Source organism: Gilliamella sp. A7, from assembly GCF_002142015.1.
GTDB lineage: Bacteria > Pseudomonadota > Gammaproteobacteria > Enterobacterales > Orbaceae > Gilliamella > Gilliamella apis_A.
In genome coordinates, this window is record NZ_NASN01000048.1 from 1 (window position 1) to 19,145 (window position 19,145).

Below are 19,145 nucleotides of genomic sequence, written 5' to 3' on the forward strand. Positions count from 1 at the left end.
ATTTTGTTGTTAAGTGGGATTGTGAGGAATTTATAAATGGTGAGCAACAACAGTGAATTGTATTATATAAAATAAGAATAGCTAAAATGAGATAGAAAATAGGGCGAATCATCGCCCTATGATATAGATCATTCACCAGCAAAATCGACTAACGTATAGCAGTTGATTCCCATAGCGGTTAATTTGGTTTTACCCTGTAAATCAGGTAAATTGATGACAAAAGCGGCATCTTCAGCGATTCCTCCCGCTTTTTTAATTAATTTAGCGGTTGCAGCAACGGTCCCTCCTGTTGCTAGTAGATCGTCAATAATCAATACTCGCTCATTAGGTTTTATGGCATCACAATGCATTTCTAAAGTATCGGTACCATATTCGAGTTGATATTCTTCTCTATAAACGTGACGCGGTAACTTATTCGGTTTTCTAACCGGTACAAAACCAACACCTAAGGCTAAAGCAAGAGGGGCGGCAAAAATAAAACCACGCGCTTCGGTGCCAACAACTTTATCGATTTTTTTATCTTTATAATGCTCAATTAAAAGATCGATTGATGTTCTAAAGGCGATTGGGTCTTCTAATAAACTGGTAATATCCCGAAATAAAATCCCTTGTTTAGGATAATTAGGTATAGTAATAATACTATTTCTGATAAGTTCAAGTTTTGATTGAGTCATATTAAATGTTCTCTAACTATTCTCTTTAAGAGCAAATAATATTTTATTATATACCTATGCGGTTTTGACTGGCAATAAACAAACAGTTAACACACCGTAAAATCTAGAGATTGGTTAGTTTAAGTACGAATAGAAATATTTTTAAACGATAATTTTATCTCGATTATGATTTTACTTTTTACAAATTTTTACAATTAAATACATTAATTAGACAGTTTATTTGGCAATTGGTGAATAATTGAATAAACTTTATACAGGAAGGGAAACACTATGAAATTTATTAAAATATTTGCCATGTTGGGGCTTTCGATTTGTAGCTTATTAAGCTATGCAGAACAAAACAGTGGGGTGAAACAAATTCAAGTTCGTTCAGAATTGTCTTCACCAGTTATAATGGAAGGCCATCCAGAAAAAAATTACTTAAAAGTCTCATTATCAGGCCAAAAAATTGATACCAATAAACGCGTTCCTATTAATTTAGCGATTGTTATTGATAAATCAGGTTCAATGGGTGGGGATCGTATTGAAAAAGCGAGAGAAGCAGCTATTTTTGCGGTTAATTTATTGAACGAAGAAGATACGCTATCTATTGTTGCTTATGATAGTGAAGCAAAAGTGATTGTGCCTGCAACCAAAGTAAAAAATAAACAAAAAATCATACAACTAATTAATAAAAATGTTTTTGCCGGTGGAGGAACAGCTTTATTTGCTGGCTTAAGTAAAGGTATTAAGCAAGTTGAAAACCAACTGACAAAAGATAAAGTTAATCGTATTATTTTGCTATCTGATGGTCAAGCTAATGTTGGTCCAAGCTCAGTAAATGAGCTATCTGAATTGGCTATTATTGCCGCGAAAAAGAATATTGCCATAACCACTATGGGGATTGGTTCTGATTATAATGAATTATTAATGTCATCGATCGCAAGTTATAGTGATGGGAATCATGTATTTGTAAATAATTCTGCCGATCTTGAAAATGTATTTGTTCACGAATTTACTGATGTGATGTCAACTATTGCTCAAGACGTTGTGATTACTATTCAATTGAAAGATGGTGTTAAACCTGTACGTTTGCTTGGTCGCGATGGTGTGATTAACGAGAATCAAGTTACGGTTAAAATGAATCAATTGTTTTCCAACCAAGAAAAGTATGTATTGTTAGAAGTGATACCGGATGAAGGTAAAGTAGGCCAAAGTAAAACTTTAGCTCAAGTTGATTTGAAGTATGATAATTTATTGGTAAATAAGATTGAACATCAAACGCAATCGGTTAACATTGCGTATACCAATAATCAAAAATTGGTCGAGGATTCAATAATCCAAGATGTCTTAGCAGAGTCAGAAATTCAAAAAGTGACCATTGAGAATGAAAAAGCATTAGAGCTCTATGATCAAGGTATGCAAGAGCAAGCAGAAATGATGCTTATGGAAAATAGTAGTAGACTTGCATCATTTTCAAACACAATAGTATCACCTTCGTCAAAAGCGAGATTAGATAGTCAAATTGAGAAAAATAATATTATGGCTGATGCCGTTAAAAATCAGAATAAAAATGTTTCTCTTAAAATAATGACTCAACAACAATTTGAGTCCAAAAGTAATGTAATTAAAAAATAATTATGAAAAAATTAACAACGATTTTATCTTTATTGATATTAATGATATTTATAAGTTATTTAGGTTGGCGAAGCGTCGAACATGAAGTGTTATTGCGTGAAAATAACGAAACCTTGCTCGCTAAAAGCCGTATGAATAATATCAAATTATCGATTGAATCGTTGTTAAACCAACGTCTATCTTATTTTAATAGTTTGGCATTACAAATAGATAAAGACTATGATAAAGCAGAGGATTTATTAGAAACGGAAACCGATTTTAAGAATATTTTCATCATCAACAAAAATAAGATTTTATTGTTAAGTGATTTTAATGATTCTCAATGGCATAAGCTGGTAGAATCAATTGCATTAGATAATTCTATTCTGTTCAATCAACAAGATCATTCTGAACAATCTCAACCAAGCTCAGGTTGGTATCAAATGTATAATCATTTAATTTATTGGACAATCCTATCAGATAAAATTATTGGTTTTGAACTTTCCAATATAAAGTTTTCATTTGATGTTATCAATTTATTAGACACACAAGGTTTTGATGATAATTTTAGACTATCCGATAATGATAAACAGATTTATAGCAATGGTGTAGTATTTGATAATGAAATTTCTCTAACGCTTAATTATCCCTTACAAAATTGGCATTTAACCTATTATTATTCCTCACCAAACTTAATTAATTTGTATTTATTAGGTGCTGGTGTTATTGGATTATTTCTTATGGTTTTGCTTGGGCTTTTTTGCTATGGCTATCAAGAATATACTCGAACATTGCGTTTAGCAAAACAGCAGGTGAGTTTTGTCGGGCAGGTTTCGCATGAATTTAAAACTCCTTTAACTAATATTACGCTATATTCTGAAATGTTATCAGAATATTTAGAAGATGAGCCGGCGCCTATTCCTGACTATTTGTATGTGATTAGTGCTGAAAGTAAACGATTAACTCGATTAGTGCAAAATGTATTAACTTTTAACAAGCCAAGTAGAATAAATATAAAACCAGTTAATTTAACTATATTACTTAAACAGATATATCAAACCTTTAAGCCTATTTTAGAGGCTAAATCATTACAGATTAATATCACTACGCTTGAAAACGATTGTATAGTCAATACTGATGGAGATTGTGTAATGCAAATTCTCAATAATTTTTTGAGCAATGCCGAGAAATATGCCACTAATGGTAAGCAAATTGATTTATCTTTAACTAAGTCAGGAAAAATGGTAACAATTACGGTTCGTGATTATGGAAAGGGCATTGCCAATCATCTGTTAAAACAGATTTTTGAGCCATTTTATCGGGTTAATTCAGCGATAACTGAAGGCGTTTCAGGTACCGGCATAGGTTTGACGATTGCCAAGCAGTTAGCAAATCAAATCTGCGGAGAAATTAAAGTTATGAATGAAAATCCAGGGATGGCATTTTCACTGATATTAATGGGGTAGGAAAATGAAAATTTTAATTGCTGAAGATGATAAACATATTCTTAATGGCATGTCAGATCTCTTAGAAAAAGAGGGCTATATTATTATTAAAGCTGTTAATGGTAAAGTTGCATTGAAACTATTTGAAAAATTCCAACCTGATTTTATTATTTTAGACATTATGATGCCGGAGCTTGATGGTTATTCTGTTTGTCGTGCAATTCGTAAATTAAATGAAGATGTACCAATTTTATTTTTATCTGCTAAAGATGAAGAAATTGATCGAGTAATTGGATTAGAACTTGGTGCTGATGATTATATGAATAAACCTTTTGGTATTCATGAGCTTAGAGCAAGAATTAAGGCTATTGCTAAACGTTATTTAAAATCAAAACATCCAAATCTTTCTAAAGAAGATCATTTTCAATTTGGAGATTTAAAGGTCTATCCTACTGAATTATATGCTAAAAGAAACGATCTGATTATTGAATTAACTTTACGAGAAATTAAGATTTTAGAGTGTTTATATCAATATAAAAATCAAGTTGTTACTCGAGATATGCTTTTTGATTATGTGTGGGGATATGATTTTTTACCTAATAGTCGAACTCTTGATCAACATATTTCAAAATTAAGAAAACAAATAGAAATTAACCCAAGCATACCAACTTTAATAAAAACGGTACATGGAATTGGTTATAGACATTAAATTTGCTATACACTCTATTGAGCTGATTTTTCAGTATTTTAAGTAATCATCTCAAAAAGAGATGACATTATATTGAGCAATTAATTCTGGTTAGATGAGACTTGATATAAGGCATCACAGCAATTTTTTTCTATAGCTTTTACAATATCATCTAATTGAGATTTATATATTGATTTATAATAATAATTTTCAATAATTATCGATGGTTACGATTTTTATTTTCATGTTCAATTAACCATTTTTTTCTTTCCAATCCACCACCGTAACCAATTAGCTCTCCATTCGATCCTATTACTCGATGACAAGGAACTATAATCGCTACTCGATTATAACCATTGGCATTGGCGACAGCTCGAATTGCCTGCGGATTATTAATTCTTTGTGCTTGCTGTTTATAAGTGGTCAATTCCCCATAGGGAATGTGTTTTAAGCAATCCCAAACGGTTTGTTGAAATAGGGTACCTGGTGTATGTAAGGCAACGGTAAAGTTTGTTCTTGTTCCTGCAAAATATTCAGCAATTTCGACCTTGGCTTGTTTGATATGTTGATTTTCGCCGAAAATAATCTTCATTTTAAGTAGGCTTTGTAGTTGTTCAAATTCGGTTTCTAACATTCGTCGATCTACAAACTCTAATAAACAAATTCCTTGGTTTGTTGCACAAACAAACATTGGACCTAAAGGGGTTGTTAATCTGTCGATTAAGATCACGTCTAGCTTATCGTCTGATGAAGGTGACTTTTTCATGATTTTTTTATAGGTATATCCAAAGCCGCTTAAAGAATTGTAACCAATATCAAAAGCAGTATTAATCACATTTTTTCCTGATTTTAATTCTTGAAAAGCATTGTTAATTCGAAACATTCGTTGGTAGGCATGAAAAGTAATTCCGTAATGTTTTTTAAACCAACGGCGAAGAGTTTCAGGACTAAGTTTATTTTGTCTGAGCTGATAATCGGTAATCTTTTGTTTGGGATTATTATTAATCAATGTTAGGGCTTTAATTATTTCATCGGGTGCTTGATTGGCGTTTTCAGTTGGTTTGCATATTTTGCAAGGTCGATAACCGGCATCAAGCGCTGATTTGAATGAATCGAAAAATTCGACATTGGCAAATTTTGGTTTTCTTGCTCGGCAAGTTGCAATACAAAACACCGAAGTGGTTTTGACTCCGACATAAAAGATCCCAATATAGCGATGATCTCTTTCAAGTAAAGCTCGGTAATAAGTCTCTTTTTGATTAGGGTTAGTTATTAGCATCTTATTCTATCTTGTTTTAATTTCGGAAATTTATGAACTAAGCTTATTAAAAATGTTATTTGTTGTGCAACCGAAAAATTGACAACTATTTTTATTCATTTTCTTACTAAATTTTTCAGCTGTTTAATAAAAATAAATTGCTAAAATGACCATTATCAATCTAATATTGATACATCACTTATTATCACTCAAGATTTTTATTATTTAATAGTCATTCCTTCGTTCATTGTTGTTAAAATTTTTTGTAAATACTTAATATTCAAATCAGTTTTTATGACCAACTTTAGTACTAATTGCTTCTATTGCCTCAGGCATTTAACATTTTGGAGAGTACTATGCTTAGTTATTTTGATTTCCTTATTATTGCTTTAAAGTTGTTGGTTGTATTTATCTGTATTGTGTTATTTTTAAAAATAACCGGCAAAACTTCATTGTCACAAATGTCGAGCATTGATTTTATCGGTAATATGATTTTAGGTGGCATTGCTGGCGGGATTATTTATAACCCCAAATTAACCATATATGATTTTATTATCGTTTTGTTGATGTGGACGGCTATCATGTATAGCTCTAATTATTTAAAAAAACGCAGTCAAAATGCTAAGGCATTTATTGTCGGTAATCCGATTATATTGATGGATCAGGGTAAATTAAAATTGGACGCTTTCACCTCAATTAATTTAGATTTAGCCAGTTTTGCTGTATTGCTAAGAATGAAAAATATTTTTACTATTCATGATGTTGAAAAAGCAATTTTGGAACCGAATGGGCAATTATCCATTGTAAAAAAAGGTGACAAAGATATATCGGTTATTGTATTGGAAAATGAACAACCAGTAGACGATGTTTTAAAACAAATTGGTAAAGATGAAAAATGGTTAAAATCAAACTTAGCAAAACAAGGTTATAAGAGCTTTCAAGGGCTTTATTGTGTGGAATATTATGATCATCGACTTTTTGTAATACCTAATGATACAGTAAAATGAGTTTAAGTTTTTATAGCTAGTAATTGGCCATATAAATTTAAATTACTTATATGGTCAATGATTATTGTTTTAAGAAAACTATTTAATTAGTATATAGGGGTGATAAGTTTAATGATTTAGCAATAAAGCTTTTTACCGAGCAGGATTTAAGTTCGCTCTGTATTGACAATGCCTGTTGCTTTGACTCACAACGAGTAAATACACAGGCACCGGTGCCAGTTAATCTAGTTGGTGCATATCGCGATAACTGCTGAATAAGGTTATCAATTTCAGGGTAACGTTGACGCACTACAGTTTCACAATCATTACTAAAATCATCAACAGAAATTGACATCAGTTGTTCAATACTACGCTTAGGTGTATTTCGTGGCAAATTTGGATCATTAAACACCGTAACCGTTGAAATTTCTATATTAGGGTAGCTGACTAAATACCAATATTGAGGTATTTCAACTTGTTGTAACTGATCACCAATACCTTCTGCAAAAGCAGCCTGACCATAAATAAAAATAGGTACATCGGCACCAATTGTGCTACCTATTTCCATCAAAGTAGTTTGCGACAGATGTAACCCCCATAATTGATTTAATGCAACCAGTACTGTCGCTGCATTTGACGAAGCGCCACCAAGCCCTCCGCCCATGGGGATCATTTTATCTATGGCAATATCTGCGCCAAGCTTATTATTGTTTACATAAGATTTTAAACGCTTAGCGGCTATAATAATTAGATTTTTATCTGCTGGAATATTATCAAAATGCGTTAATAGATTAATTTGTCCATCATCACGAGTCGTGATGGTCAAATTGTCGCAAATATCAATAAATTGAAACAAAGTTTGTAAATCATGATAATTGTCTGGACGTCGTCCAGTTATATATAAAAAAAGATTTAATTTAGCTGGTGATAACCATTGAGTCATAGTCATTATCCGTTATCGTAATATCCAATTGCTAATTTTCAAACGAATTAGCTCATCATCATGAGAAAGTTCAATAATAGCAGGTAAATCAATTTTTTTATTTTTATAGGTATAAGTAGCGTAGCTGCTAATCTTTAGTGACCATTTATTGTTATTTTGCATAAATGAGGTAGATGCTAATCTGCCTGAGCTGTCAATTTTATCAGCTTGGCTATCATCAGAAAAACCTTTCAACCAATAATGTAATGAATTGAGTGGGATATTAACATTAGATATTTTCTTCATTAATAGTTCCACATTAACATCATGGTAGCGAGCGCCGTTATTATCAATTAATTCGGCATAATTTGGTTCGGCTTTTAAGGTTAAAATATTAGTGCCGATAGGCGTTGTTAATTTTACGTCATAATACTTTTCAGATTGCTGATTAATGAGAAAACGACCATAACTTTTCGTTTTCGTTCCTATATAAGCAATACTACCATTAACTTGAAATGAATTAATTTGTGCAAGAACGTGTTTGTGGTTTTGCCATTGCTGTTCTACAGATGCAGTAGTTTGATATTTTGTTGTTTGGCACGCACTAAGTATAAACGGCAGAATGAATATGAACACATATTTAATTTTAAACATAAATTAACTCTTTAGCTGTATAAGGTCAAAAGTAATGCGTATTATAGCTGATAATTGCTTGAATAAGAAAAGGTAACTGAAATTAACCTTTATTCTTTTTTTTCTGTATAATAAGTTTTACATAAGCACCACATAAACTATTATAAAAGAATCAATGCAATGTCTATTACGGTATTAGGTGTCAATCACAAAACAGCACCCGTTTCTTTAAGAGAAAAACTGGCTTTTTCTAATGAGGTTATTGATAAAGCATTATATAGTTTATATCAGCATCCTTTAATTGCTGGTTGTGTCATTCTATCAACCTGTAATCGAACCGAAATTTATTTGAGTTATGATTATGAGAGTGATTTTCTGCGGATAAGACAATCGGTTGAAAATTGGTTAGCGCAATATCATGATGTTGATTTAGCTTTATTCAAATCATCACTTTATTGTTATGATGGTCGGCAAGCTGTTGAACATCTTATGTCGGTAGCTTGTGGTATTGATTCATTGATTATTGGCGAACCACAAATTTTAGGACAAGTCAAACAAGCTTATAATTTCTCACAACAAAATAATTGTTTATCTGCAAAATTGGAAAAACTTTTCCAGTCTATTTTTCATGTGGCCAAAATTGTTCGTACTGAAACGAATATTGGTGCCAATACCGCATCGGTTGCTTATGCTGCCTGCCTAGTGACCCGTGATGTTTTTATTAATGATACGTCTGCATTAAGTGTGATGTTAGTCGGAGCTGGTGAAACAATTGAACTAATTTCACGTTATCTCAAACCTCATGGTTTTAAACATGTCATAGTTGCCAACCGAACTCGAGACAAAGCATTAAAATTAGCTTCATTTATTGAGGCTGAAATCATTTCATTACCTGATATAGCTAATCGGCTGAAAGATGTTGATATTGTTATTAGCTCAACTGCTAGCCCATTACCTATCATTGGCAAGGGGATGGTAGAGCGCACTATGCATGAGCGAAATAATAAAAAGATGTTATTTATTGATTTAGCTGTACCTCGGGATGTTGAGTCAGAAATTAGCCAATTAGAAAATGTACATCTATTTACTGTCGATGATCTACAACAAACGGTACAAAATAATCTTGAGCAACGTATAATCGCAGCCAATGAAGCCAAGTACATAATTCAAGAGCAAGCAGAGCAATATATTGATTGGTTAAAAACACGCCATGCGGTCGAGTACGTTAAACAATACCGTAATAACGCTCAAACTATCAAACGTCAATTAGAACTAAAAGCATTAAATGCGATTAAGCAAGGAGCCAATATTGACGATGTTATTTTTGAATTTTCGCATAAATTAACCAATAAATTAATTCACGCACCTACTCAAACTTTGCTTGATGCTGCAACGCATGACTGTGATGATTGTTTTAAAGTCTTAAGCAGAGGATTAGGCCTGAAAGATAATTAATCATTGATTGAATCTCAATGGATGATGTAGTTATTGGAGCAAATTGAATTTTATGACATACCAAGCCCTTGCCAAAGAGTATGTCAAATGGATAGGCAAGAGTATTGTATAAAATGCTATCGTTCTCGAGACGAAAGATTTAATTGGCTAAATTATTCTAATCATCAAAAACAAGGAGTTTTACGGTTGTGTAAACAATGGGCCATAAGACGTTATTATCAATTCTTGTAGCAGCAACGACAACAAAATCATCAAATTACCTTTTCATAAATCGATTTTAATTTTTGATATTTAAGCATCTATTTTTCTATAACTTGTAATCCAGCTCAACTCGGAGTAGCATTTTTAAGTATATTATTATGGTTTTGTATTAATTATCTTAGCTAATTAATGGGGATAGAAAATATGAAAATGTGTATTGCATGTGGTATGCCCATGACGGCTATTGCTGATTATCCTCTGCATGATATGTCAAAAAATTACTGCAAACATTGTGCTCATAGCGATGGAACAATGAAATCATTTGACGAAAAATGGCTCGAGGTAACGCTCAAGTATGTTAATAATCATAAAATTGATTATTGTGTTGCCAAAGAGACTGCGTATACAATTTTAAAAAAATTACCAGCCTGGAAACATAGATGGTAGTAGAAATTTTAGGCAACTAACAGCATTTAGAATAATATCTGTTGCAGATATTGCAAAGCTTAGTATAATTGCCAACGTTTACTTTTTTACACTTCTAATGCCAGTGTGGCGAAATTGGTAGACGCAGCGGATTCAAAATCCGCCGCCCTTAAAAGCGTGTCGGTTCGAGTCCGACCACTGGCACCAACAAAATCAATTAGATAATTCTCATTTCTTTATCAATCCAAATATCAAAAAAATTTTGAATGGCGGTAAAATGGCATGTAATTTTTTCTTTTGAAAATTGGTAACCAACCATAAATTAATTAATCATATTTAATTTCTCATATCAATATTCATTTAATAAATCTATTAATAGTTAGCAGATATAGATCCATTATAATTAAAGCTGCTAACCGGTTAGCCAATGATCTCAGTAAAAAGGGGGAATTGATTGGAAAGGTGGCTATTTGGGTGAGGGTGCTTTTGAAATAGTAAATCAAACAGGATTATGAAGTGCCATGATATGGGATCAAGGTAATAAGGTTGGTCACTAGGGGAGTTATTAAAGGAACAGATAAAGTTAGTAATGTTTTAATTCATTATACTTGGAAAAGCACTACTTATAAAATGACTCAATAAGAATTTAAGAAGGTATATAATGAGATCGCAGTTTCTATTTTAATCCATGTTGATGATAGTTTTATTCCAACAGGGGTAGATCTATATGAGTTTATGAAATGGCACCCTGAATACTAGAAAAATAGAGCGAATGAATTTAAAAAATAGGTATATTATGAGTACAAAAGTCGCAAAAGATTTCGGTATTTTTTTAAAGAAACAATTTTAGAGGCAAAAGAAAATTGGTAATTGTTTTTGATCCTATTATGGGCGCTTTAACGCCGACTCTGCTGAAGCAAAATTGGTTAACAATGATGGAGTATAAGAATGGACCTGATGTAAGCATTCTAACCAAACTAAATAATAAAACTCTATCAATTTGGTGAATTAATAAATTCTATTGTCTCAAGAGATGGTAAAGATGGTAATAAATAGTGAATTTAGTAAACAGTTATTATTAGAAAGAGAGAGATTTGTCAATCCACCAAATCATACAGTTAAAGCTACAGGGGTTGGTATAGCTAGGTTTATTATTCATTGTAATAATAATGCTGATGAAGTGTTAAACTTAGCTAAACGAGTGTTAGTGATAGTAAACTATAATTCAGAGTTAGTTTGGCCTTCTTTTGAAGAATGGTCAAAAATATTACCTAATAAGTTTGTTAATAATTGTGCTCCAGAACTTTCAAAAAGTGAAAGTGAAAAAGAAATTAATTATAGAAGAAGTCTACCTTGGGAAAAACAAGTAAGTCTAGAGAAAAATAAAAAATGGAGTTTAGGAAACTGGCTTGTATGGCTTGAACCAGAGACCAGAGAATGGTTTTGGTGGAATGCTTATAAATTTGATGGTGAAATTGAAAATACACATTTTTTAATTGAGGTTACAGCATTAGATGACCCTTTTGCATCAGGTGCTTTGAAATGGCTATTTAAAGCTTGTGGTGCAATTGATGTCATTTGTAAAGATGATCTTTAGTTTATGCATCTGTCATCTAGTTCTGCGAGACTAGTCGCAGAACTGAACTAACTATTTATCCACTCAGTGATCTAGTTCACAAATTGAACAATTAACTCGTCTTTTTAAGTGGTAATGGTGAATGGTCTGTGTTAGATCAGAATTTACCCAACTAGAGGGTTTTAAAGATAATCAGTGAAGAGTAACATCCTTTGTTATAGTTATCTTTTTTACACATAATTCCCAAAGACTATGACCAGTTCATTCATATCTTAATATCAATAAGATGGTATAGACTCCTCAATTATTTTTACAAAATAAACCTTAATAAACCAAATCAGAATAACTTTAATCTAAAAAAAGAATCATCAACTTATCAAGTTAACGATAGGATACTGGTCTTGTAATCGAAAAATCAACAAGGGTCGTCACAAGCATCTATCGACATCGATTGTTTATACACATTTTTTATATCTTTTTAACTAATCAATATTTTATCCTGATGCTTTAAAAGCATAATGCCTAAATTTAATTTTACCAATTTTTACTTAGCTTTTCATAAGTTTAGTTGTACTCATATAATAATAAAATAGTGTAGAGTCTTTAATTATTTTTACAAACAAACTTCAATAAACCAAATCAGGAAACAAAACAGAAGCTAGTTGGACTATTAATATTAGAAACAATCCCACATTAACAGATTTATATAGAGGATTAAGAAAAAGTGCAGAAATTAAATTTAGATAGGAGAAATTTATGATAGATGATTATGATTATAAAAATATTGTTGATTGGTCTGAATTCAGATCTTTTGGAGCATTATGGAGTTATATGAGTCCTGATATGATTCCGTCATTAAAATTTTCTGGACAGCAATTTCCTTTTCAAACAAGAAAAGAAATATTTTTTTATTTTGTAAAAAGATTATTGAACGAAGGACGTGTTAAATTGGCAAAAAAAGGGCATATGTTGATCGGTACAATTGATGAGCAGTTAAAAATATTTCATGATGCGTTTCCTAACAATGAGGATGGAATGTATGACCCTAAACACATGATGGAGGATTATTGGTTCTATGATGACTCTTGTCCTGCCGGGGCTGTATGGGTTCACAATGATGGAACATTAGAATGGACCTAATATAAGCTTTTCAAGATAAGCTCAACAACAAAATTCTATATCTATTAAGGAATAAACTTAGCAAATTAATTTATTATCAGTATCATCACAGTGGATATCACTGCCGACCTATTAGTACCGGGGCTCTTTGGCTAGCTGAGCAGATAAAACTGTATACCCGGCATCTAGAGAAGGATGGTTAATGGGGCACTACCTTGCCGGTAACTTAATCTCTCATGCAATATTTGGCGCGTTAGTGGTTGAACTGCAGGGTAATTTGGCTTTAGGCGGTGGTGCAAGGGTAGTAGCTCTGGTAAATTAGCTAGTAAAACGATTATTGGTATACTTTACGGTGATAAAAAAATATGTGAGTTAAACGAAGATGGAAAGCAAATTGTTAATGTTTTATCTCAATTAGCGACTGATTTTGCTGCTCCCTCTACAGGAGGTAATTTTGGTTATGCTAGTGCAGCAATTTGTAGCAGTAAAAATGCGGCTGAGAACAACTATCGTGAATATATGGGGTATACTTTGCATAAAGTAGCGAAAACTAAATGTGGAAATGGCCCTGAATGCATTGATAAAGCTAGTGTAGAAATAGTACAAAAGTACAGAAAATTTATGAATGAATGGTACATCATCTTGTGATGATAACAACTCAAGTAATAACATGGCTTTTTTAAGTGTAAAAATGGTAATTTATGGTGGGATTCTTTCTGGGGGCAGATATAGCAGGGCAGTATTATTTCAATAATGATAATACTGATTGTACTCATGCAGAATTTTCAACAATAATACTGGTTATCATACTGCTTTCGTGGGAACTGTTGCAGTGAATATAGTCGGTGTGCAACATCAGATTATTTACAAGATGAAAATCCTTTCACTGGAGGAATAATAGGAAAATACTGGGATATGACAGCGTTTTAAAGCGTGTTTACATCCAGCAAAATAAAGGGGAATAAGAGAGAAATAATTTGCTCACCCGTTTTAAGAATAGCATACACATTCATAATGGTTAGTATGTTTTTCGACTACAACTTCAACCCAATCACCTTCATTGAATTTAAAATCACCCTGCCAACCTTTTAACTTAATTGTATTATTTAGTTTAGCTGTAAAATATTGTGCTGGTAAATAATTACTTATATGTTACTCATATAAGCATCATCACACAAAGGTACATAACAAAATATCCCTTTAAACTCTGAAAGCGTACTAGTTATTTTTACTGAAATTTTCAGGGGGTAAAATAGGATCAGTAATACTGATCCTCGTTTTTTTATAACTCTTCTTTATTATTATAAATAATATCTGTTCCATCATATTTTGCGTAGGACATAATAGGCCTATTATTTTTTACTATTACTGATTTTTTCTTTCGTATTAAATAATCGGTATTCATTTAGGATCAGTTATCATAATCAATGTATTTTGGGTTTTTTCATTCAAAATGCACCACTCAAATCGGCTCTCTAAAATGCCTTTGTGTACGTCAGGTGGATAGTGTAATAAGGTCCTTTCTTTGGGGATGAGTTTGCCTTTTTTGCTTGTCTGATCACCTTTGGCCAACGTGGCGACCAGCATAAACATTCCGATATAAAGTAACCTGCCGTGTAAACAGGTAATAGAATTAAAAATACCGGGATTAATAACAGATACATCACTATACTTTTTCGAATTTTGTACTGAGTGGTTCATCGGGCTGATATGGCTACCTAATCCATGACATGGCATTGGTAAATGGGGGCCATGTCTTGGTTTGGGTATATTTTCTAGGTTATCTTCCATATAACTTAGAGTAAATCTCATTCATCTTTATAGTCTTGGCATTTGTAGGTATTTTTACTTATCCCGACTGATTGAGCAACGGAAAAACTCGTTTTATAAGGATGAAAAACAATTAAACTCACCATACTTTATGTAGTTACCAAACCATAATAAATATATCACCGATATATATCTATAATGTTTCCTCAATAGCTTGATTCCACTCTGTTAATTCTTCAGTTAAATCTGCAAATCTTTTACGGTCTGGTTCCTTGCCAAAACAGCAGCGATCAAACCATTTTTCAAGTGCACTGTCATCAATAATAATGAGTACACACGAGACAGCTAGCGTAATGAATGAAGCTGCAAACACAATTCGCCCTAAAACGAGGGCACTGTTAAGAGCAAAGCGTCCAATTGCGAGTCCCAATTCAGCTATTTTCACCCAAATGGTACGTTTTGTACTATAACTAACTATCTTTTCTAACCATGGTGCTAGCGAACCTAGTACAATTGCAAATTGTCCAATACTTAACGCCAAAGTGGCCAGTCCTCTAGCGAAATAAGCTAATGCTACAACACCTTTATTTTTATACTGAGCATTATTCCACCCATCTAATAAATCTAATACCCCCATTACCCCACCAGCTATCGTAGATATACTTGCCGACCATAAATACAACCGACCAAAGGCATTAAAAGTAACATGTCCGATTCTAGAATTTGTTTTGTTACCAATGCTATATTCAATAGTGCTTATACCAACCTGAAAGGCGCCGGCAATGCTTTCCATTATCGATGCAATGCATTCTGTGACTTCCCGAGCATTATTAATATCAATTGTTTTAAGTTTTTGGTATGTATCGTAAGCTTTGAATCCAAATGAAATTATAGCAATACGAGTATTGACTAAATCTGCATTTCCGAAGTTATTTTTTGCAATATTTTCAAGTCGCGGAACACCTCGTTGTTTATTCGTAGCTGAAAATTTTACACCATTAATATTATAACCCATATCATACATATTATGCGCAGTTTTATTAAGCGAACTTAGGATAAGATTCCCCATAGCATTGTGAATACGCACCTCGACATTGGATACGGTAATTTTTAAAAAATTTCTTACTAAATCTGTTAATGTTACGGATAATATTGCTATTGGAAATTTTCGTTCTTCTAGTTGATCTATAATAGAACCTACCGTATTAATATGGTCAGTAAGGTTATTTAATAGTTCGATTGCGTTTTTAACATTGGGATCGTTATTATCTGTTTCAGGAGCATCAGTTATCGCGATTGATAGTTGTATATCTAAATATTGGTTGATATCATCAATTAAACTTTTATTGTTAAAAAGGTATGCACGCATAACTAAGTTATCACGAGTAATTTTCGGTGCATTCCACCATTGATCAAGTATATCGGTGATTTCTGGTGAACTGCTTGTACCATGTAGACACATACCCATCTGAAATTGAAACATAATTCCGTCGAGTTCTTTGCTTTCATCATAAAGATCTAATGCTGTTATCAACTGCTCCGATTTTAACCATTTTATGTAATCTTTAGCTCGTAGCTCTGCAAGTTTTTCGGCTTTTTCTGATAACTGTTTAAAATCATTTTCAAATTTATTAATTTTTTCTTGTGACAAACGGTTCCAATATTTTTCTTGAAATTCTTTCTCTGCTAACTCTTTTGTATAGGTGGATTCTACATCTTTTTTATACAATTCTTCACTCTTATCAAGTATTTTAGTACTTTTCTTTTTCAAGCTTTCAGGAATATAATTACTTTGAATTGATTTATAATTTGCTTTTTTGTACTGTTCAGTCAATATTAAATATTTCTCTGTTAACTGCTTTAAACGGCGATCACGAAATGACTTTTTAAATTCATCAAGTTGTTTTTTTACGATAAAACGATGTTCATTCGAAATCCCTTCATTATCTCTAGCTTCCATCCATGGTTTAATTTTTTTTTCTAATGCTTGGTTACGAAGATTATTCAAACTTTGTGTAATACCTATTGCGTCATTAACTACAATTGCCACCCCTTTGCGAGCGTTTAATTTTTTATAGAGTGATAAATAACGACCATAATATTCCAGAATATCTTTATCAAAAAAAGTAGCGCGATTTGTATATATGTGATGTATTATTTTAAGTTGTTTTTCAGGATCATCTCGTTCTCCATATTTAAATTCATGAGGCAATTTACTGTGCAAAAAAGCTTGTTGTTCGGCAATCTCTATTGCAGTTGAAAATTCTAATATATTTGATATTAAAGCTTCTTCTTTTATCGATCTTTGACCACTTCGTATTTGATCTGGTGTCATGCCTTCTAGTTCAAATTCTGGAGTACCAAGGTAAAATTCTAACCGTGCATTAGTTATTTTATTTGGACTAAAAAGAAAATGAATTTTAAAGATATCTTTACTATTTTTGAAACTGATATATGAAGCATCCGCTCCATCAGTAGCTATATTGCAATTATAATTGGGTGGAGTGGAGGGTATTGTGTTAGTATTTTCAAACTCAGTTAAACATCCTTCAGGGCTGGAAGAAAATACTCGCCACTCTTTCTTACCATTTTTATAGTCAACAAGCACATATAAATATCCTTGTCTAAGCATTTGTATACAATAATTAGAGTGTTCTATTGGTAATTTTTTAACCATTTGCTGAGCGAAATCTGGTAAAGGAGGAACTTCTACATTAACTTTAAGATTATTACCTATAATACGGTTTTTACCTAAATCACCGCTAACTGATAATCGAGTAGGCAGAACAATTAAATCGCCTTCTTTTTCTTGACATTTTGGACACCGCCTACCGGAATCGTTCTTATTAATATGTGCAGCTAATATTAATTTAATTAGTTCATCAATTGATGCCATGTTTTATTCCTGCTCTAATTGTTGCAAATATTGTTTAATTTGATGAATATTACTGTTTTTCATCATATTGGAAAATTGATCGTAGGAAGTTTTCTGAAAAAATGATTCGGATTTTTCCATAACATGATTAACAATATAATCCATTTTTTGTTGTTCTGGCGTATTAAATGAAGCCTTATAAATCCAGTCTAAAATCAGTGCTAGAGTATTTTGTTGGTTTTCTGATAAAGGAGAATTTTGTTGTCTCATCATTTGATATTCATAAGCATTATAAGATTGAGCAATGTTAATTTTTTGCCATTGATTTGTTGTTATTTCATAATTAATATCGGACAGTATTAATTCTGGTTTGTGATGTAATTCGATATAACTATTTTGCCAATAGTACCAATTTTGAGTTATGCCTAATAATTGATCTAATTGTTTTTTATTTAAGATATTTACTAAATGTTTTAAGACATATGGGTCATAAAATCTTAAAAAATAAAATTTAGCTTTATATGACATAAACATAGCATTGCTAATGTGATTTTGTATGTTTTTTGCACTGTACGGCGAGATAATTAAAGCAATTGCAGCCGATTGATTATTTTTTAACTCACTGATCACTTGATCAATATAACTTTCACCTTTTTTTATTGTACATAACTGTAAGCATTCATGATCTTGTGAAACTGTATCTTGCCTATCTCGAATTGGTACAATTGATTCAAATTCAAAATTATGTTCAAAGAAAAAATCATCGTTAATTTTTGGATCAATCAATAAATATATCTTGCCAAATCGATTGATTTGCTCAGCTATTACATTACTGATATCTGTTTCTGATATGGTTCTAATCATCGTTATCTTTCCACAATGATAGCATGCTTATTTGCCTCATCTTGTTGTACACCATTACATATCGATGGTAATTCTCGTTGAATATTTCTTTGTGCTGGCCCCATTTTTTGCAATGCATTACTTTTTATATAAACATTATCGGCCGTGCCCAATTCAATCCCAGCACTGCTAATTTTGATGTATGAACCACCACACATTACTGCCAGCTCTTCACTTGCAGTAACCGTCAGCTCACCATCGACACTGTCTATTTTAATATCTTGCTTGGCGGCCATATTCAGGTTGGCATTTTGTGCCTGCACCTCAACATCCCCCTGATTGGCAAAGATTTTCATTCCTGATTGTTGGGCAAATAGACCGATGGATTCACCTGATGAGATGGTAATGTTTTTTAACGCATTGATGTCAGTTTGGTTTTCACTGGTCACCGATACACTGTTCGATGTGGACAGTTGAATGTTTTCCGGACTGGTCAACGCGATACCTTCTTGTGCATAAGCAAGAATGCCACTTTGGGCTAACTGGGTTAGTGTCGCTTTTAGTTGCTCTTGACTGTCGGTGTCTGCCACATGGGCTTCAGATTCGGTTGCGGCATTTTGTAAGGCTTTGGCAATCGATAGCGCATTTTCAAGCTGAGAAATAGCCGCTTGCATATCA

The 19,145-nt window shown here is 32.5% G+C and carries 18 protein-coding genes and 1 tRNA gene; 11 read left to right on the forward strand and 8 right to left on the reverse strand.

Features of this window, described 5'->3' with window-relative positions; genetic code table 11:
- Positions 1-128: 128 nt before the first annotated feature.
- Positions 129-674 carry an adenine phosphoribosyltransferase gene (gene apt, locus B6D18_RS10060; RefSeq protein WP_086364335.1) on the reverse strand — a complete coding sequence of 182 codons (546 nt, stop codon included), beginning with the start codon at positions 672-674 and terminating at the stop codon, positions 129-131.
- A 270-nt stretch (positions 675-944) separates the two neighbouring features.
- Between apt and B6D18_RS10065 the strand changes: the two genes are divergently transcribed.
- The 3 genes from B6D18_RS10065 to B6D18_RS10075 are packed head-to-tail and all read left to right on the forward strand — an operon-like array spanning position 945 to position 4,424.
- Entirely contained in the window at positions 945-2,291 is a 1,347-nt protein-coding gene (locus tag B6D18_RS10065; protein ID WP_086364336.1) for a VWA domain-containing protein, read from the forward strand.
- Positions 2,292-2,293: 2 nt separating this feature from the next.
- Positions 2,294-3,736 (forward strand): cell wall metabolism sensor histidine kinase WalK, encoded by a 1,443-nt coding sequence (locus tag B6D18_RS10070; protein ID WP_086364337.1) that lies wholly within the window; start codon positions 2,294-2,296, stop codon positions 3,734-3,736.
- Between the two features lie 4 nt (positions 3,737-3,740).
- Positions 3,741-4,424 (forward strand): response regulator transcription factor, encoded by a 684-nt coding sequence (locus B6D18_RS10075; protein ID WP_086364338.1) that lies wholly within the window; start codon positions 3,741-3,743, stop codon positions 4,422-4,424.
- Positions 4,425-4,620: 196 nt separating this feature from the next.
- Here the strand turns inward: B6D18_RS10075 and B6D18_RS10080 are convergent, their stop codons facing one another.
- Positions 4,621-5,682, reverse strand: coding sequence for a bifunctional transcriptional activator/DNA repair enzyme AdaA (locus B6D18_RS10080; RefSeq protein ID WP_086364339.1), 1,062 nt, complete (start codon positions 5,680-5,682; stop codon positions 4,621-4,623).
- 335 nt (positions 5,683-6,017) lie between these two features.
- Here B6D18_RS10080 and B6D18_RS10085 point away from each other — a divergent pair, with 335 nt between their 5' ends.
- The gene (locus tag B6D18_RS10085) at positions 6,018-6,668 is read left to right on the forward strand and encodes a DUF421 domain-containing protein (RefSeq protein ID WP_086364340.1); all 651 of its coding nucleotides are present in this window, start codon (positions 6,018-6,020) and stop codon (positions 6,666-6,668) included.
- An 82-nt stretch (positions 6,669-6,750) separates the two neighbouring features.
- On the opposite strand, the gene ispE is transcribed toward B6D18_RS10085, so the two are convergent.
- Positions 6,751-7,596, reverse strand: a complete 846-nt coding sequence (ispE, locus tag B6D18_RS10090; protein ID WP_086364341.1) for a 4-(cytidine 5'-diphospho)-2-C-methyl-D-erythritol kinase — start codon at positions 7,594-7,596, stop codon at positions 6,751-6,753.
- Positions 7,597-7,602: 6 nt separating this feature from the next.
- Positions 7,603-8,223 carry a lipoprotein insertase outer membrane protein LolB gene (gene lolB / locus B6D18_RS10095; protein ID WP_086364342.1) on the reverse strand — a complete coding sequence of 207 codons (621 nt, stop codon included), beginning with the start codon at positions 8,221-8,223 and terminating at the stop codon, positions 7,603-7,605.
- A gap of 159 nt (positions 8,224-8,382) precedes the next feature.
- Between lolB and hemA the strand changes: the two genes are divergently transcribed.
- The 7 genes from hemA (at position 8,383) to B6D18_RS13055 (ending at position 13,627) form a co-directional block, all read left to right on the forward strand.
- Complete coding sequence (gene hemA, locus B6D18_RS10100) at positions 8,383-9,657, forward strand: glutamyl-tRNA reductase (RefSeq protein ID WP_086364343.1); 1,275 nt, start codon at positions 8,383-8,385, stop codon at positions 9,655-9,657.
- Between the two features lie 33 nt (positions 9,658-9,690).
- Positions 9,691-9,888: a DUF1289 domain-containing protein gene (locus tag B6D18_RS13050; RefSeq protein ID WP_144063980.1), complete on the forward strand. Its 198-nt coding sequence runs from the start codon at positions 9,691-9,693 to the stop codon at positions 9,886-9,888.
- Positions 9,889-10,062: 174 nt separating this feature from the next.
- Positions 10,063-10,305, forward strand: coding sequence for a zinc ribbon domain-containing protein (locus tag B6D18_RS10110; protein WP_086364345.1), 243 nt, complete (start codon positions 10,063-10,065; stop codon positions 10,303-10,305).
- Between the two features lie 99 nt (positions 10,306-10,404).
- Positions 10,405-10,491, forward strand: a tRNA-Leu gene (locus B6D18_RS10115).
- 835 nt (positions 10,492-11,326) lie between these two features.
- Positions 11,327-11,881: a hypothetical protein gene (locus B6D18_RS10120; RefSeq protein ID WP_086364346.1), complete on the forward strand. Its 555-nt coding sequence runs from the start codon at positions 11,327-11,329 to the stop codon at positions 11,879-11,881.
- A 735-nt stretch (positions 11,882-12,616) separates the two neighbouring features.
- A complete protein-coding gene (locus B6D18_RS10125; protein WP_086364347.1) occupies positions 12,617-13,000 on the forward strand; it encodes a DUF596 domain-containing protein in 384 nt (127 codons plus the stop codon).
- Between the two features lie 342 nt (positions 13,001-13,342).
- Complete coding sequence (locus B6D18_RS13055; RefSeq protein WP_371328897.1) at positions 13,343-13,627, forward strand: VENN motif pre-toxin domain-containing protein; 285 nt, start codon at positions 13,343-13,345, stop codon at positions 13,625-13,627.
- Between the two features lie 753 nt (positions 13,628-14,380).
- Here B6D18_RS13055 and B6D18_RS10135 read toward each other — a convergent pair.
- The 4 genes from B6D18_RS10135 to B6D18_RS10150 form a co-directional block, all read right to left on the reverse strand.
- Positions 14,381-14,770 carry a hypothetical protein gene (locus B6D18_RS10135; RefSeq protein WP_086364348.1) on the reverse strand — a complete coding sequence of 130 codons (390 nt, stop codon included), beginning with the start codon at positions 14,768-14,770 and terminating at the stop codon, positions 14,381-14,383.
- Between the two features lie 172 nt (positions 14,771-14,942).
- A complete protein-coding gene (locus B6D18_RS10140) occupies positions 14,943-17,645 on the reverse strand; it encodes a T6SS effector BTH_I2691 family protein (protein WP_086364349.1) in 2,703 nt (900 codons plus the stop codon).
- A 3-nt stretch (positions 17,646-17,648) separates the two neighbouring features.
- Positions 17,649-18,488: a DUF4123 domain-containing protein gene (locus B6D18_RS10145; RefSeq protein ID WP_086364350.1), complete on the reverse strand. Its 840-nt coding sequence runs from the start codon at positions 18,486-18,488 to the stop codon at positions 17,649-17,651.
- 2 nt (positions 18,489-18,490) lie between these two features.
- On the reverse strand, positions 18,491-19,145 hold a 655-nt coding region (locus B6D18_RS10150), incomplete at its 5' end, for a DUF2345 domain-containing protein (RefSeq protein ID WP_144063981.1).